15 protein-coding genes and 3 pseudogenes are annotated in these 15,802 nt (G+C 46.1%); 4 read left to right on the forward strand and 14 right to left on the reverse strand.

The window, feature by feature from the left end:
* Positions 1-455 precede the first annotated feature (455 nt).
* The 8 genes from ABR39_RS25265 to ABR39_RS24435 all read right to left on the reverse strand — a co-directional run bounded on the left by ABR39_RS25265 (position 456) and on the right by ABR39_RS24435 (position 6,827).
* Positions 456-713, reverse strand: a complete 258-nt coding sequence (locus ABR39_RS25265) for a hypothetical protein (protein WP_082132603.1) — start codon at positions 711-713, stop codon at positions 456-458.
* The gene (locus tag ABR39_RS00005) at positions 697-1,035 is read right to left on the reverse strand and encodes a DUF2570 domain-containing protein (protein WP_047345312.1); all 339 of its coding nucleotides are present in this window, start codon (positions 1,033-1,035) and stop codon (positions 697-699) included. Before ABR39_RS00005 ends, ABR39_RS25265 begins: the two co-directional genes overlap by 17 nt.
* Positions 1,032-1,421, reverse strand: coding sequence for a M15 family metallopeptidase (locus ABR39_RS00010; protein WP_047345320.1), 390 nt, complete (start codon positions 1,419-1,421; stop codon positions 1,032-1,034). Before ABR39_RS00010 ends, ABR39_RS00005 begins: the two co-directional genes overlap by 4 nt.
* An 8-nt stretch (positions 1,422-1,429) precedes the next feature.
* Positions 1,430-1,738 carry a phage holin family protein gene (locus ABR39_RS00015; protein WP_047345313.1) on the reverse strand — a complete coding sequence of 103 codons (309 nt, stop codon included), beginning with the start codon at positions 1,736-1,738 and terminating at the stop codon, positions 1,430-1,432.
* A 445-nt stretch (positions 1,739-2,183) separates the two neighbouring features.
* The gene (locus tag ABR39_RS24430; RefSeq protein WP_072059193.1) at positions 2,184-2,447 is read right to left on the reverse strand and encodes an Hpt domain-containing protein; all 264 of its coding nucleotides are present in this window, start codon (positions 2,445-2,447) and stop codon (positions 2,184-2,186) included.
* The gene (locus tag ABR39_RS00020) at positions 2,440-4,812 is read right to left on the reverse strand and encodes an ATP-binding protein (RefSeq protein ID WP_047345314.1); all 2,373 of its coding nucleotides are present in this window, start codon (positions 4,810-4,812) and stop codon (positions 2,440-2,442) included. The genes ABR39_RS24430 and ABR39_RS00020 overlap by 8 nt, the downstream gene beginning before the upstream one ends.
* Positions 4,790-5,494, reverse strand: coding sequence for a response regulator transcription factor (locus tag ABR39_RS00025; protein WP_047345315.1), 705 nt, complete (start codon positions 5,492-5,494; stop codon positions 4,790-4,792). Before ABR39_RS00025 ends, ABR39_RS00020 begins: the two co-directional genes overlap by 23 nt.
* Before the next feature lie 523 nt (positions 5,495-6,017).
* Complete coding sequence (locus ABR39_RS24435; RefSeq protein ID WP_072059194.1) at positions 6,018-6,827, reverse strand: winged helix-turn-helix domain-containing protein; 810 nt, start codon at positions 6,825-6,827, stop codon at positions 6,018-6,020.
* Positions 6,828-7,786: 959 nt separating this feature from the next.
* Between ABR39_RS24435 and ABR39_RS24440 the strand changes: the two genes are divergently transcribed.
* The 4 genes from ABR39_RS24440 to ABR39_RS00040 all read left to right on the forward strand — a co-directional run bounded on the left by ABR39_RS24440 (position 7,787) and on the right by ABR39_RS00040 (position 12,264).
* Entirely contained in the window at positions 7,787-8,425 is a 639-nt protein-coding gene (locus ABR39_RS24440) for a winged helix-turn-helix domain-containing protein (protein WP_072059195.1), read from the forward strand.
* Between the two features lie 476 nt (positions 8,426-8,901).
* Complete coding sequence (locus ABR39_RS00030; RefSeq protein ID WP_165587267.1) at positions 8,902-9,540, forward strand: helix-turn-helix transcriptional regulator; 639 nt, start codon at positions 8,902-8,904, stop codon at positions 9,538-9,540.
* Positions 9,541-9,647: 107 nt separating this feature from the next.
* A complete protein-coding gene (locus ABR39_RS00035; RefSeq protein WP_082132604.1) occupies positions 9,648-10,550 on the forward strand; it encodes a glycerophosphodiester phosphodiesterase family protein in 903 nt (300 codons plus the stop codon).
* A 124-nt stretch (positions 10,551-10,674) separates the two neighbouring features.
* Positions 10,675-12,264 (forward strand): EAL domain-containing protein, encoded by a 1,590-nt coding sequence (locus ABR39_RS00040; RefSeq protein ID WP_047345317.1) that lies wholly within the window; start codon positions 10,675-10,677, stop codon positions 12,262-12,264.
* Between the two features lie 20 nt (positions 12,265-12,284).
* On the opposite strand, the gene xopAK is transcribed toward ABR39_RS00040, so the two are convergent.
* From xopAK to ABR39_RS00055, 6 genes and pseudogenes are all read right to left on the reverse strand, one after another.
* Positions 12,285-12,947 carry a XopAK family type III secretion system effector gene (gene xopAK, locus ABR39_RS00045; RefSeq protein WP_047345318.1) on the reverse strand — a complete coding sequence of 221 codons (663 nt, stop codon included), beginning with the start codon at positions 12,945-12,947 and terminating at the stop codon, positions 12,285-12,287.
* Positions 12,871-13,427, reverse strand: a pseudogene (locus ABR39_RS26055) (IS481 family transposase); the annotation flags it as partial. The pseudogene ABR39_RS26055 and the gene xopAK, both read right to left, overlap by 77 nt.
* The gene (locus ABR39_RS26350) at positions 13,411-13,647 is read right to left on the reverse strand and encodes a helix-turn-helix domain-containing protein (protein ID WP_430748961.1); all 237 of its coding nucleotides are present in this window, start codon (positions 13,645-13,647) and stop codon (positions 13,411-13,413) included. The gene ABR39_RS26350 and the pseudogene ABR39_RS26055, both read right to left, overlap by 17 nt.
* Positions 13,627-13,957, reverse strand: a pseudogene (locus ABR39_RS26355) (recombinase family protein); the annotation flags it as partial. The pseudogene ABR39_RS26355 and the gene ABR39_RS26350, both read right to left, overlap by 21 nt.
* Positions 13,958-14,248: 291 nt before the next feature.
* Positions 14,249-14,539: a DNA gyrase gene (locus tag ABR39_RS26320; RefSeq protein ID WP_072059197.1), complete on the reverse strand. Its 291-nt coding sequence runs from the start codon at positions 14,537-14,539 to the stop codon at positions 14,249-14,251.
* Between the two features lie 68 nt (positions 14,540-14,607).
* Positions 14,608-15,802 (reverse strand): annotated as a pseudogene (locus ABR39_RS00055) (RHS repeat-associated core domain-containing protein); the annotation flags it as partial.

Here is a 15,802-nt window from a genome sequence, read left to right on the forward strand (position 1 = left end):
ATGCGCAGGCCGCAGACGTCCGGGGTATCAGGGTGGCGGAGGAAGGCGACGGCGCGCACGGCGAGGCCGCGGTTATCACTTACCGTCAGGGTCGGGGTGTGCTGAAAGCAGGCAGGGCTGAAGCTCATGATAAATATTCCGGGTGGTGATAAAAATGAAAAAAAAAGCCCGGCAGGCGGGCGGGAAGAAGAAAGGAGGCCGGCGCGGGCGGCCGGCCTCCGGACGGGGAGACGTATCAGCTCAGGTGCGCCAGATCGTTCTCATCCTCGCTGATCCGGAGGCTTTTCCTTGCGCAACAAGCCGCGCAGCATCCGGGACAAGATTACGAGCCTGCTTTTGGTATAAAGAAGAACAGGAAAGGATGTGTCCGGAGGGCTGAATTAATATTCTGTATGCTTATTGCTAGATTTGGTGCAAATCAAAGCCCACGCGCGAGGTGAGTGATACTCCTTAAATCAATCAGCAGTATCATATGCACGATTAAATAAAATACCCGCCGCCTCCCCTTTATCCCGTGCCAACCATGGCGCAATGGATGGAGAGGATAAAAATGCACTTCTCTCCATATTACACTTCTTCATCGCCGCACGCATAAGTTCAACATACTGAGGATAATCCCCCCAGTATGATACGGTAAAAGGAGGTAATACGCAGGGCTGCAGTAAGAACAAAGGTGGTGGTGACGCCACCATTTTCTCAGTCGGTACTGGCATCCTGCTGCATCCTGATAACAGCATCAGGCACAGGCTGATTAGCGCAGACATTGTCACGTTGCGCTTCACGTAACGCCCTAAGGATAGTTTCACTGTGCTTATCCTCTTCACGTTTTTGTATATTGACACTCCAGAGATCCTCCATTAATTGCCAGGACTGAGAATGAAGACGGCGAGAATTTTCGCGCAAAGCTGAAAGTTCATTTTCCAGCCGACGATTTTCTGCAGTTAAACTGACAAGAGCGTGGCTGGTTTTGTAACCCCAAAACATGGCGCCCAGTAACAGGGAAATTAAGCCTGTATATAAAACATTTTTTATCATACCGGATACGCCTCCCTGCTCAGTTCAAAATGCGGGCCATCACGCATTTTCCAGTCCCCCCCCCATACCAGAGGAACCTGAAACTCTTTTGCCGCAGCTTTCATTGCTTCCGCAACGGTTTCAAAACAATGCCATTCATTCCAGGGGATAGTGTGATGTACCCAGGGTGCCAGATCGACTGCATGTCCGGTCAGATGTCTGCTGTTAAGGGTTTTGCTACTTCCATTGCGCACCAGCTGTCGCTGTCGCTCGGCTGAGCGAACACCTTCGATGACTCTGAAGTCGATGGCGGAAAGTTGTAGTGCACGATAAACAACACGGCTCAGATCGGGATGAATTCCCCGCAAGTTTTGCTCGCTGATACGACTAAATGTAAATTTATTCATGTGAATGTTCATGGTAAATTTCTCCCGGGGAAAATACGTTGCCATAAATAACTAAGAGCTGTACTTCCCATCGTGCCAAATAATCCTGCAACAATGAATGTCATATAAGAACTTGCTCCGGTTTCAAAGCTTAACAGGCCACCGGTCAGACCGGTAAAACCTGAGACGATCAGCTGGCAGATAATCCCCATCCAGCTCCATTTTGTCTGTTTGTTTTGCGTGTCCATAATATATCTGACTAATCCCCCCCATGTTGAAAAGGCACCTATAATAAGCCATGTTATAATGTTTGCCTCGCCAGGCTCTCTGAATGGCATTTTGAATCCTTATTTGTTGGTTTTAGTTTACATGGATTTTATTCCTGTAAATGTAAAACATGGTGAACGAAGGGTAATTGAACTTAATATTCAAGAGTGTGTTTTCATTATGTGTAAAATCAGAATGTATATTTACATCACCATTCCATTAAAAAATAACGATTCCTGCAGAATCAGTATGATTTATATCATATCTGAGTCGATGTTATGGATAATACATGCGAAGGATAAACTCTGATTCCCATTAATAGATTGAAAGATCGTGATGTAGGATATTAAACGGCAGTGATCGGCGCCTCAGAAATAATAACGGCGTCAGTCATTAAAAAGCATCAGTGGCATGTTTGATCAAGTGATGAGAGAAGCAACTATCTGAAAAGTCGATGGAATGGGATATTCGTAATTTTACTAACGAATATCCGGCCTGACCCCCTCCGGGCAGCGGTTACTGACGGTCAGATTTATTATCAGTAAGCATTTTTCTTAAATCACCCAGAATCATTCTAAGATTTGGTAATGACTGAGAATTTTCTGCTTGCTCGCACAGTGCGGTTTGTTCCGCTGTTCCGAAAAGTTGGCACAATCCAAGCATTTTATGCGCAATTTTACAAGCAGCAGACAGATTGCCGTTTCTCACTTCTGTTTCTGCCTGCTGCAGATAAGCTTCCAGAGCAACATAAAAACGTTGAAAAAAAGAGGGATCAGACAATGTTAAGGTCCTTATCAGAGAAATAATCCTGAATCAGCTGCTGCCATTGTTCACGTGCAATGGGTTTCTGCAGTAGAAAATCCATGCCCACCTCCCTGGCTAACCGGATATCATCGTCTCTTAGTGCTGCAGACTGGCCAATAACCAACACATCAGAAGAGGAATTCTGCATCAGCTTTCTTAAATGGCGAACCAGCTCGAATCCATCGCTCTCATCTAGCCGACAGTCTGTGATGATGATCTCATGTCGATGCTGTAGCCAGCGGTGATATGCCTGTTGAGCTTCACAAACTGCATCAACGGCATAGCCCATATCAATAAAGAGTTCTTGCTGGACCTCAAGCAGCAGTGGCTCATCATCGATCAGAAGAACGCGACGAGAAATAACCGGGAAAACACAGATATCTTCAACTGAAGGCCCGGCATCACTACAGCTAACGGCCTCACTACGGTGGCAACTTAATTCAACCACGGCGCTATAGACGTCTGATGCATACAGAGGGCAATTTAATGTGATGCACTCATTATTGCTATTATACAGTAGCCACTGTTTCTTCTGTCGTTCAAAGCTGATTAACAATGTGGAGTCATATTCCGGTTTCGTTGTAGAAGGACATTCTGCAATATGGTATGAGATATGACTGTTTTCTAATACGGATATTAGTTCACTGACAGGAGCTGAGTCAGTGGAGTTCAGCCTGAGCTGGATATGTGCTGGAAGAAATTTTTCAGTCTGTAAATGTCCTGGAATGACAGGAAAAACAAGCTTAACGCGTGAACCAATACCCGGTTTGCTGTTAAGGACAAGATGCCCTCCTAATAACTGCATATTCTGTTTTGAGACAAACAGGCCGAGTCCGGATCCCTTAGGGCGCTCATGGGGCCCTGGTACATCCTCATCGAACTGGACAAAAGGCTCCGCCAGACGCCGGAGTGCCTTCTCGGGAATGCCTGTTCCTGTATCGATGATTTCAATGCAAAACATGCTTTTTCCATCCACCTGAACCTGAGAACACTCCATTAAAACAAGCCCTCCACTGGTGTGCTTTATCGCATTGCTGACGACATTGTTAATCGCCTGAGAGAGCAATGCTCCATCGACAAGATGAGGCTGAAAAGCTTTGTCTGAAAGATACCGCACCTGTAGCGTTGTTTCATGAGTTTCTGCAAAATCGACGAATAATTTAATACTGGTGTCGCAGAGAGATGACAGTAAATGAGGCTGATGATTGAGTCTGACCGCCCCGGAACTGATTCTGGCATAATCCAGAGACAAATCGAGGTTTTCTAACATTGCCCGCGTGACATTAATAATATTTAATAATCTGTCTTTATGATTAAGAGATAAAGGGCTGCTGAGCAGTCCCTCGGTTGCAGTCAAAATCCCGATCAGTGGCGTTCGGAGTTCATGAGATATGACTGAAAGTTCCAGATTTCTTTGTGTGTGCTGCCTTAGCAAATTTTTTCTGGCTTTCCAGTAATAACAGAGAGTGACAATTAAAAGGATTAATAAAAAACCTGACAGTGATATGTATATACCAGAACTGCCCCACGTGTTACCTGGTTTATTTTCACCGGATACAATCCATTTTTCTATAAGATTCCCGTGCTGTGTTGGCGTCAAAGAATTTAGTACTTTATTAATAATCTCGATCAAAACCCTGTCTTCTGGATTGGCACTCATTACAAGAGGTATTTTTTCGGTGTAGGGACGGGAAATTTTTAGCTGATCAGGATAAACCATGTTCATATAATAAAAAGCCGTTGGAGAAAGTACCACTGCCGCTACAGAATTCCCGCGGATAAGGTTATCTATTGTTTTCTCCGGTGAAGAACTTATTGTGAAATCTACCTGAGGGTATTTTTCAGTGAACCATTGAATTAGAGAAAGATAATCCGTAATTGAAACCGTCCCCTCCTGAATATCATCGGGAGTTGTGACATGCCGAGTAGCTTTACGGGTGACAGTAACAGGCCATGTCGAGTAAACGGGAACACTGCGGGCAAGACCATTCTGTTCGGCAAATGATGCAGAGGTGGAGGTAAGAAGCGAAACTTTCCCTTCTTTGAGGTTTTTGAACGATTCATTGCCGCTGATGCTGGGGACCAGTTCGAAACGCATTCCTGTCGCGTCACATATAAGGCTGATATAATCTCTTGTTAATCCAATATGTTCACCAAGTTCGTTTATGGTTTCTATTGGATAGAATTTGGGAAATATCCCATATTTTATAACCGGGTGTTTTTTTATGTAAGCCATTTCTTCTGGCGTGAACTGGACTTTTTGTGCTGAAAGCGAGTATGAAGCAGATCCAAAAAAGAACACGACCATCATAATAACGCTAAATGATAATTTCATTTGCATACCGAAACAACTCCGCATTAGACTTAAGTCCTAGTTTTCTGAAAGCCCTGATCTTAGCATTCGATACTGTTTTAAAACTGATATTTAAATGAGCGGCAATTGCATTCTGATTAAGCCCATTAAGGAGAAGCCTCAGAACCTCAGTCTCTCTTGATGAAAGTCTATATTGTGTGCTTTGTTCTGGCAGTTCAGCGACTTCAATCGGGAAAAATTTTTTCCCTTTACTTACACGATCGATTGCAAAGAAGAGTTCCTGCATGTCTCCGCATTTTTGAACAAATCCCCATGCACCGCATTTCCACGCATTCCTGGCAATGATCAGGCTTTTATGTGCTGTATGAACAAGTATTTTCAGTTCCGGGCGTATGTTAAGTATGCGTTTTATAAGTGTCACACCATCATATTCCTGAATCAGGTCTTCACCTTCATCTTCATTGGTATTCATAACGACAAGTGAATAATCCAGCAGCAGAACATCAATATTGACATCGCTTCTGATTAATGACAGAAGCTCCGACGATTTACTGACACTTCCGGAAATGTTGAGGGTAAACTCGCTGCAGAAAAGCAGCTGCCCCGTTTCTGTGGGGTGATATGGAAAGCGGCTCAAAATGCTCTGTATTGCCTGACGACTGAAAGGTTCATCTTCAACAATAGCAATGTTTATAGTTGTCCGGGTCATAAAAGCACCTGAGAATTAAAGTCGATTGTATTTTAAGTAAATACCAGTTCACAATATTGCAGATAGTTCATGCCGGAAAGGTAGTGGTCATTGGCTTTAACTGTATCGCCAGGCCCGGTTATGCTGGGCAAAATCGGGGACGTTTAGCCGATGTGAGCTGTCTCATTAAGTTGAAGTCAACAACCACTATATCTGTTCAGAGCGATGGTAGTGATGATTTCGTACCCTGCCCGGATTTGCGCGGCTAGTTTTTCCGCCATCATGATTACGTTCGGATTCCGATTAATCAACGGGATCTCCTGCAAAATTGATGCATTAACAACCGGAACGCCTTCAATTGGATCGCCAGGCACTCCCATTGACGCTGTAGTGCAAGGATATTGTAGCGTACTTACCCCTTTTGCAAGAGCCTCTCTGTTTTCAGCATCGGAGTTGCCGATGACTGGGCCGGGATATATTTCCTCGTCAATGAGGTACTCAAGGGGTTCCGTTCAGGCTAGTTCTCTGGCAATACGAAAGCATTTTACCATACGCTGCATAACATGCTTGTGATGTTATGCCTCAACTTATCGAGCGGAGAATTATCTCTTATCCATCTGAATCGCGTCTCACCAAGGGGGGGATAATATCCTGCGCTCTTAAATAAATGAGATGCTTTAGTATCAGTATCGTGTACTGGAAGAGACCATTCATCATTTTGCATACCATTTTTATTATTAAAGCTGGACATTATAGTCCAGTTTGTACAAGCAATGGATATCATAACCAGCAGACTGCAACCCAACACAACCATCCGGCCGGATATATGCTTAAGCGTACTCGTGAGCATATCTGAGGAGAAGACTGACCAGTTAAACCTGTCCCTGCCAACTACTATTGATGCCGTTGATGCCGTTGATGCCGTTGATGCCGTTGATGCCGTTGATGCCGTAAGTTTATCGGTATTTTTTCCTGTTCCAGGTAGTAATCCTGGTTGTAATGTATTAGTTACCAGTAGTCTATAACCGCAGCGAGGGACGGTTAACAGGATGATATCGCGCTGCATGCCGAGAGAAGTGATTGCTTTACGTATCTTGTTAATCATCACTCGTATACTATTTTCTGTGACTACAACGCCGGAATGCCCCCAGCCAATCTCCATGAGTTCTGTGAGAGACAGAGTGCTGCCACCACGTTCAGCTAAAGCCTGCAAGCAAAAGCAACCAGAGGTAGGCAAGGAAACTTCATTTTTGTTACCACGGTGAATCAGTGCTCTAGATTGATGATTAATTTCCAGTAAGGAACCGATCAGATAGGTAGTATGCATAAGTTTCTTTCCGATTATATCCTTCATTTCGTGATACTGTTGAGTACCGGGATAGCACTTTTACATGCCTGAAGAGTCAGAGGTCCGGATCCCGTAGAGATAACCCGGCTCACTTAACGATGATCCGGAAAAACATGTCTTGTACACAATTCACGTTTTCCTGAACTGAGCCTTACTGGTATTTGTGTTGAATTCGTCAGATTCAGGCTTTATATTTTTTAGAACACCATTAACTTTTTATATACCCTGCCCTTTTTTGATAATTCATTCCTGTCTTGCAGTACAGAACAAATATATGATAATTCCTGATGTATCCAGCTTATGCGATCCCTTGCCAGGTGATAATGGGTCAACCTCTCCATTGGCATGGAGAGTAATCCTGATTGCTGACATCTGTCGTCAGGCCGGTAACGCTTTGACAATTTATAATCAAACGTTATCATTTTGGTCAGAATCTGTACGAAAGAAGGTATGACGTACTACACAAGCGCTATGGCGTTATAGTGGCACATTTGACACATTATCCCACGCAGGCTAGGGCTAATGAGAATGCTAACAGGAAAGACTCATTTCCCCCCTGACCCTGTATCAACGTCATCTCGTGACTCGTCGGGATTTTTTAAACGAGTTCTCCTGAAACATTTTGACTGCCGGTATCTCCCTGAATGAGAAATTTTTAAGGTTCTTGAACAGGGCCGAAGCTCGTGCCTTTCTCATCTTATAGCCTTGTGAATCATTATATTTACTGCGGACATCACCGCGGCCTTTTGGGATGATGACTCAGCGTTCAGCTTTAGCGTCCAAACCTTCGTTATTATTACTCCCGCAATACCTATATCACCCGGAATTAATTTTATTTGCGCTAAATTTACATATCCTATCCGCTTACATTACATGAATCATTATTAATATCTCTGTGGTTATTACAAGACTTAGTTTATGATGAAAAATATCTATTTCCACAGGCTAAGGAGATTCCTAGTAAAATGTTAATCATCACCAGTGAAATCCAATTAAATACTGAGGCGAATAAACTTTTTTGTAACGCCACCCCATACAGCATCACTGAGAAGGAAAAGAGGTTACTTGTACTGCTGGTTGAAAAATCAGTCACCGAAGATGTCGTTACCCGCGAAGAAATCATTCCCCGGGTCTGGCCTGAAAGACATCATAGTGTGACAGATACCAATATATTACAGCTGGTTAGCAAGCTACGGCGTACGCTGAGATTTTGTGGTCTGGATACGGCCATACATACCGTTCTGCGGCAGGGTTACCGGTTTATTCCAGATGAAAGTCATTCAGTACAGACTACCAGTGATGTGAGATCACATTCCTTAACCCCTTCGCAGGCTGAACCTGCTGCTTTCTTTACCTATTTTCTTAAGCCGGGGTTCCTGAAAATTATGATAATCGTACCTGTCATTTTGTCCTGTGTTCTTTACTATTGTTCAATACCCGCAGCAAACCGTGCCATCATAAAAGAGCTAATTCATAAAAAAAGCCGGGTTATCAATACTGTTGAGGTATCCAGCTCCGAACAAGGTACCCATGTTCTCTTACGTTTTGATAACACACCGGCTGTTACAAAATTAATACCACAATCCGGTAATAACCAGACATAAACAGAAGTACTTTGCAGATACTCCTTATGTTTGTCAGAACAACGAATATGTTTTCCTGATGGATAACAGGCTCATTCAGACCTGTTCACAGCAGACGAAGTTTCTTGCCATCGCGGGCATGTCGTAAGGGATAAAAAAAGCGTAAACAGGAGCTACATTTAATGGTATTAATCTGACGCAGGTGCGCTATTGAAGTACGGAGCCAAAAAGAGCATATCCTTTAAAGATGATGTTAACACACTGTTTCGTATGAATAGTAAAAATTTAAGATATTTTAATTTGATTCTCAACCGTTAATAATGATTGTATATGGAGGTGACAGGTCAAGCATAGATATCTGATTGATGAAACCCGACATGCTACTCTTTGCACTGATGTCTTTCATGGTGCGATAGCTGGTTACGCACATATTATTTAATACGGAGGCTGTTATGGTAAGCACTCCATCAGTTCTCCTGAATAAAAGAAGCCTGAATATGATCGAATCTGGTGCCACTAATAACCTTTTGCCAATGAATATTCTTCTCATCTCGCCCTGTAATTTTACCAGGGCAGGATTAGTGGAATTGCTGAATTTACAGTTTCCGCTTACCTGTATCGAACAGGCACAGGATTTTTATGTCCACCAGGATTACAGCCATGTGCAGTGGGTGATCATCAGCCCACCGGGTGGTTACCAGTCGATACCCTCTTTATGGAAATTCATTCGTTCAGTTTTCCTCAGACGTTCCTGTGATGTCAGAGTATCGGTATTTCTGGATGGACCCGGTTCGCTACTGCTGCAGGCACTGATAGATCTTGGAGATATTAATCTGGAAATCCTGCCTGCTAATGCGTCATTAACTGAAATCGAGGAGTGCCTCGCTAAAGGGAAAGATGGGGCTGTGCCATACTCGCCAAAATTGTTACAGCGGGAAAAGCAGGTGCTGGGTCATTTACTTAATGGTGACTCAGTCAATGTTATCGCTGAAACTCTGATGCTAAGTACCAACACGGTGAGTGGCTATAAAAATACGGCCTTGAGAAAATTAAAGGCCAGTAGTTTCAACTCACTCACTAACAGACATACTAACCGACGTTACCTTAAAATTATTTTACAGGGGAGATTTTTTTAAGACGAAAACGAACGTTAATTCGCTGTAATATCACATGACTTCCTGTCATAAGTGCATAAACCCAGGTCACCCCGCGTGAAGGGGTCAACTATTATGGATGACAATTAATGAATGCAAAAACAACAAGCTTAATTTTCGGGCTGACAATATTCTTATTACAACTTCCGCCAGTGAAAGCGGCTCCCGAAATTGTTGCCCATCGCGCAGGTACCGCTGATGCCCCTGAAAATACGCTGACCGCAATATCCCTGGCTACTAATGTCACCGATACTATCTGGATCTCAGTCCAGCTCTCTAAAGACATGATCCCTGTATTGTACCGCCCGTCAGATTTGCAGGCATTGACCGATGGTAAAGGACGCATTTCACAATACACGCACAAGGAACTGACCCGCCTGGATGCCGGATATCAGTTTGCTGGCCCAAAGGGTGATTTTCCTTATCGCAACAAGGGGCTGACCATTCCGACGCTTTCTCAGGCATTGCGTCTCTTCCCGGGACAAACATTTTTTATTGATATTAAATCACCGGATGCAGATCCCCGGGATATGGCCAGGGCACTGAAACAGGTCACTATTGACGCAAACGACCAGCAACGCGTGGTATTTTATTCAACCGAAAAAAAGTTTCTCGATGCACTCCCACCTGAGCTTGCCCGATTCAACAGTCGTGATACTACCCGGGGGGCCCTGGCCCTGGTGACAATGACACATACCTGTCAGATCGAGAGCGAAGAACGTCGTTTACAACCTCAGCCTGTTTTGCACGCATTTGAGCTTCGCCGAAATGTCGAAGTCATCGAAAAGTTCACGCTTGGTGAAGGGCGTTCACATTCACAACTGGTCTGGGACCAGGAAGCGATGGACTGTATCAGACAGGGAGGTGACGCAAAGGTCATGCTTATTGGAATAAATACCCGCGAGGACTATGAGGAAGCTGTTCGTCTGGGTGCTGACTACGTCATGGTGGACTCCCCAGCCGTCTCCCAGTCCTGGATTAACGCACAATAACGGCCTGTCCTGCTGAAATGGCGCCGTCATTAGCAGGGCAGGATTCGCATAGCCTGCGCTGCTATACTGACCCGCAGTAAAGATAATTCATGTCATTGCCTGCCACAGGCTATTCAGGGTATCTATGTCTTTCAGATCAGGACGCCAGTATTTCTTTTCCATCCTTGTTGGTACCGGTATTTTCTTTGCTGGCGCCGGAACGATGTACTACGATTTCGTCTTATCCCTTCATAACAGAATCCTGTCGACCACAAAGCAGGCTATGGGAACACTGGAAGAAATCCTGCACTCTGCCAGTACGGTTGCACTCCAGTCCCTGCAGATCCAGCCTCTGCATTGTGCCAGTAACGTCAACACGCTTCGCCAGTTCGTAGCTCTGGGACTCTATGTTCGTTCGGTAAGCCTGGTGCGTAACGGAACTATTTACTGTTCTACTCTGTATGGCGACGTGAACTTCCCCGATATATCCTCTGAGTATGTCTCACAGCGGTTATTGCTTATGGAGGGCAACTCTCTCAATACCCATCGCCCGCTACTGGTGTTGCGTCAAAACGGGAATACGACAAGTGCACTTGTCGGTGTTGATGCACAATACCTGGTCCGGGCAATGACCTTACAGGATAAAGATATTGATCTTCTGTTGATTGTCGGGGGGACGGCTCTCAGCAGACAAGGCAAATTACTGACCCATTTCGTTCCTCGTTCTGAACGTTTCTCCCTGATATGGCCTTCCGGGCACTACCCGATTTCCGTCCAGAGCAGCTATTCCACAGAAAAATTCTGGCATGAATTCTTGCGTCTGAACATAAGAATGCTGATTTGTCTTTTTCTGTTGTCTTGCGGTGTGGCGTTTCTGACGAAGTGGTTATCGACTCGCCCGCACTCTTTACGGGATGAGATACAAAGAGCACTGGAACGGCATGAGTTTATCCCTTATTTTCAACCGATTTTTGAATCTGATACTGAACGATGCATCGGTGCTGAGGTACTGATTCGCTGGCATCACCCCCGGGACGGTATCATTTTCCCCGACTGCTTTATCCCCCAGGCCGAGTCCTCAGGAATGATTGTTCCTGTTACGACGAGTCTGATGCAGGATGTGGCGAGGACACTTCGGTCGGCTGGAATGTTATTGCCAGAAGGGTTTCATATCGGGATCAACGTCAGTCCTCAGCATATTACCGAACCTGCATTTTCAGCCCATTGCCGGTCATTCCTTCAGTCATTGTCCCATCGTGCCATTACGCTGGTTCTGGAATTAACGGAGAGGGAACCCCTGCAGCTGAATACCCAGACCCTGGCTCAGATTACTGATTTACAGATGGCAGGTGTCATTATAGCCATTGATGATTTTGGAACCGGACATTCCGGCCTGAGTTATCTGCAGGCGTTCCGGGTTGATACGCTCAAAATAGATCGCTCTTTCATTTCCAGAATGGTTCAGCATGCGCCTTCAGAAAATGTGATAGACAACATTGTGGATCTGAGCCAGCGCCTCAGCCTCCAGCTGGTTGCTGAAGGTGTTGAAACGGAGGAGCAGGCGCGTCTTCTGCGTAAAAAAGGTGTTCATTTGCTGCAGGGATATTATTACGGGCGGCCTCAGCCATGGCAGCGATTTGTCTCGGATTATCTCCTGACTGCTGAACGATCCTGTGAACAGTCTGATTCTGAAGCGGCCACACTGCCACCGGCGCCGAAAACAGGCTGTCCATGACATCGGTATCCGTATAACTATTAATAGAGTGCTGCTTTCCTGAACAGCATGTGTGTTGTCGTCAGGACGGCATCAACGGCTGTACTTTCTCCTGTTATGGGATCAAGCTCGCCCTCAGAAGTATGCAAGCGGACGCTGCGGATATCGTACGTCTCCCGTAAGCTTAATAAACTTCTCTCTGCAATCAGGCTGCCGTTATCTTCCCCGCCGGGTGCAATGTTTCCGCCAACCATAATATATCCAGTATGTTCTGCCCCCGCCTCTCTCATCGCATCATCAAGGGCACTCATGACGACATCGGGTTCCTCAAGGCCTGTAAAGTGCATTAACCCCAGTATTATCTGCTTATCCTGAGTATGCCCTATTCCACCAATCGCAATACACGGACCTAACCCCATCGTTCTGAGGTACATTTCTGTCTGAGAGGCATTAATGACCCGCATTTCATCCAGGTCAATGTCAATGACGCTTTTCAGCGTCAAATCCTCCGACTCCGGCACGTTAATAATGTAATTGTCGTTAAGTAAATCATTATGCTCCAGATCCAGATAAGGCTGCCTGTCAGCCTCGGTGACGGGGCCATATTCATCACTGGAAAAACCAGTATCTGATAGGGTCAACCCAGTCAGGCCGTTCAATATGTTTGAGATCGGATGGTGACATATCAAACTGCCAGCAGTCATTGCTGCTTTCTGCCTGAAATCTTACCGCCAGTGGTTCCCGTAACAGGTGGAGCTGTCGAGACGCCAGCGGGAAAGCCAGCGGTTGACGGTTTGCTTACGAAGCAAGCCCCTGGGACTTTTTATCAATTCCTGAACCGTCTCCATGCCATACTCTTCCAGCAACTGTATTGACCACCCGGTCGACAGATGGCGGCCGGATTTATTAGTGGTTCGTAATTTCAGCGCGGCAATCAGTTCACAGTAATACTCGAGTTCGGACGTTGGCAGCACCTTGGGTTGGCCATGATCGCTGCGGTGGGCCGTCCGTGGTCTGAGGACAAGGTGAAAAGCGCGATAAACCGTCATGACCGAAATACCATACAACTGAGCGGTCGCGGCAATCTGAGTGGCACGTTCAGGGCTTTTTGGCGCCAGACGATCGAGCTGTTACCGCAGCTGCAACAGGGTATCAGCCGGGATAGTGCTACGACGGCTGCTCATAATTTTCCAGCGCCCGGTAGACTGACGCCCTCCCGATCCCGAGCAGGCGGGCGATGGCCGTGGCTCCCATCTTCTCAGTGGTATACAGGTGCCAGACCTCTGCAGGATCTAGGGAAGGTTTCCTTCCCTGGTATACGACCCGAGCCTTCGCCGCGGCATTGCCTTCCATCTGGCGCTCCCGGCGAAGGTTTGTTTCAAACTCAGCGAAAACACCCAGCATATCGAGGAAGGCTTTACCTGCTGAACGCGTGTCCACAGGCTGTTCTGTTGCCCTGAGCGTTACGCCCTGACACGATATCCTGAAGGTCCTTAATGCTGCGGGCCAGGCGATCCACGCGGGTCACCATCAGCGTATCACCGGGGCGCAGGAACTCAGGAAGCAGCTACTGCAACTGGCTCCTTCCGGTCCGACTGCTTCCGCTGGCTTTTTCTTCACGAATGATTTCACAACCGGCAGCACGGAGAATTTGTGTCTGCAGGGGCAGAGCCTGGTCGCTGGTTGAAACACGGGCATAGCCGTAAAGTGCCATAATGATAAAAACTGTCTCGTTTAACTCTGGATGATGAAAACGTAACGCCAGGATGAGGCAAAAACACCCCAAATGAGACAGAAAAACTGTCTCTCCGGATTGACTATTTTTGGTTTACTCAAAAAAGACTGTTATATCAATGAGGATACTCCATTACTATCACAGATGATAATTCTTTGAGAGTGGTGGGGTGTCAATTGACATGATTATTTTTCTTTAAAAAGAATTGGTTTTTAGGATAGATACATTATTAATGTAACTATCCTTCGGTTAATTATACTTAACTGTAACTTAAAAACCAAAAATCGGACTATACTCTGGAGCGTATCCACTTCCCCGCAACCTGGAATAGAAGTCAAGCAGTTCACTTTTATTTTTCGCCTGAAATGTCTCTCCTGATGGGAGGAAGAAAATTGGTTTATCATTCTCATCAAACCCAGGGCTAAATGGATTGCCTGTTTCATCGTTATGCCAGACCAATTTACCGCCAGCATATCCCTCTGCGTTAATCTCTTTATTTAAATTGCCGATAATCACTTTCCCAAAGTGATGAAGATTCCCCATGTTTACATCTTCACTCATGCCACTTTTCCCTTTTGGACTTGTGAAAGGCAGAGAAAAATTACTAGCCAACAATCTTTGAGGCACTGTCAGGGGTCTTTCATTATAGGACTGATTGTTGCTTGGTATAATTGCAAATAAATCGTAATCGGCTGTTATGGGTAAGCTATTGATTTTTTCTCCTCCAATTTCCGGTGGATTAGTCATTACTTTTACAGGTTCCCCATCTGAATTTAAAACTCTGCCATTATTTTCAATCTCAAACTCTTGAGTGCCGCTCGGATACTTCGCTGAATAACGATTTCTGCCTAAAGATTTTAAATTCCCAGCATCAATTAACTCATTAACTCGTGATTTGCTGATGGCTAAAGATATAGATTCCGAGCCCAAAGCTTTTGCTTTATCAATTGATGCTTTCTGTTTTTTATATGCAGAAGGCGAAACCTTAGAGTAAATCGGATCTTCTGCAATAAAACCTGCGGTTGGTCCTGTTGGACTGGATTTTGCCTTCATATGGAAATTTTTTGATGGGAATCCTTCTTTTAATAAAGTTTCACCTAATGGATTCGGCGCCCTTACACCGATAATTACGTTATATTTCTTCGCCGTCCGTTTGAATGCCTGAGAATATAACAATTCTGAATTAAGACCATTACTATCAATAAACGCAACAGGATTATTGCGGCACATCCGGAACAGGTTCAGGCCGTCCACCGTCCCCGCCGGGTCCGCGGAGAGCCACCGCCCCGACCACGGCTGGCAGTACCGGTACCCGTAGTAGTACAGCCCCGTCGCGTCACGCTCCTTCCCCGAGTAGCGCACGGTTCTGTAGTCCGCCTCCGCCGCGCTGCGCGCCGTCAGGATGGCCGTCCCCCCGTACGGGTAGTACTCCTCCATGCTGATGACCCTGCCGTCACCGTCCACCTCCAGCCCGCTGCTCCCCGTCAGGTTATCGTGGCTGTAGCGCACCTGGTCGTTGCTGATGCCGTCCGGCCTGCCTGACGTCCAGTGCAGCACCCGCACCTGCGCACGCCCCGCCTCGCCCGCCGTCATCACCTGCAGGCGCTCCGTTTCCGCGTCACCGCGGTGCGTGCTGCGCAGCTCCAGCCCCGGCAGGTACACCACCCGCCGCGTCTGCACGCCGCTGCCCGTCTTCTGCACGCTCACCTTCAGCACCCGCTGACTCTGCGCACCGTAGCGGTAGCTCTCCCGGTCATCCCTGTCTCCGTCACGCACCACCGGCGTCACCGCCTGCAGCTCGTTACGCGCATTCCAGGCCAGCGC

It is taken from the genome of Enterobacter genomosp. O (genome assembly GCF_001022965.1).
Classification (GTDB): domain Bacteria; phylum Pseudomonadota; class Gammaproteobacteria; order Enterobacterales; family Enterobacteriaceae; genus Enterobacter; species Enterobacter cloacae_L.

Coding starts and splice junctions, on each gene's coding strand:
- ABR39_RS25265 (WP_082132603.1), bottom strand. CDS start 713: ATGCCAGTACCGACTGAGAAAATGGTGGCGTCACCACCACCTTTGTTC.
- ABR39_RS00005 (WP_047345312.1), bottom strand. CDS start 1,035: ATGATAAAAAATGTTTTATATACAGGCTTAATTTCCCTGTTACTGGGC.
- ABR39_RS00010 (WP_047345320.1), bottom strand. CDS start 1,421: ATGAATAAATTTACATTTAGTCGTATCAGCGAGCAAAACTTGCGGGGA.
- ABR39_RS00015 (WP_047345313.1), bottom strand. CDS start 1,738: ATGCCATTCAGAGAGCCTGGCGAGGCAAACATTATAACATGGCTTATT.
- ABR39_RS00020 (WP_047345314.1), bottom strand. CDS start 4,812: ATGCAAATGAAATTATCATTTAGCGTTATTATGATGGTCGTGTTCTTT.
- ABR39_RS00025 (WP_047345315.1), bottom strand. CDS start 5,494: ATGACCCGGACAACTATAAACATTGCTATTGTTGAAGATGAACCTTTC.
- ABR39_RS24435 (WP_072059194.1), bottom strand. CDS start 6,827: ATGAAGGATATAATCGGAAAGAAACTTATGCATACTACCTATCTGATC.
- ABR39_RS24440 (WP_072059195.1), top strand. CDS start 7,787: ATGTTAATCATCACCAGTGAAATCCAATTAAATACTGAGGCGAATAAA.
- ABR39_RS00030 (WP_165587267.1), top strand. CDS start 8,902: ATGATCGAATCTGGTGCCACTAATAACCTTTTGCCAATGAATATTCTT.
- ABR39_RS00035 (WP_082132604.1), top strand. CDS start 9,648: ATGAATGCAAAAACAACAAGCTTAATTTTCGGGCTGACAATATTCTTA.
- ABR39_RS00040 (WP_047345317.1), top strand. CDS start 10,675: ATGTCTTTCAGATCAGGACGCCAGTATTTCTTTTCCATCCTTGTTGGT.
- xopAK (WP_047345318.1), bottom strand. CDS start 12,947: ATGACTGCTGGCAGTTTGATATGTCACCATCCGATCTCAAACATATTG.
- ABR39_RS26350 (WP_430748961.1), bottom strand. CDS start 13,647: ATGCTGGGTGTTTTCGCTGAGTTTGAAACAAACCTTCGCCGGGAGCGC.
- ABR39_RS26320 (WP_072059197.1), bottom strand. CDS start 14,539: ATGAGTGAAGATGTAAACATGGGGAATCTTCATCACTTTGGGAAAGTG.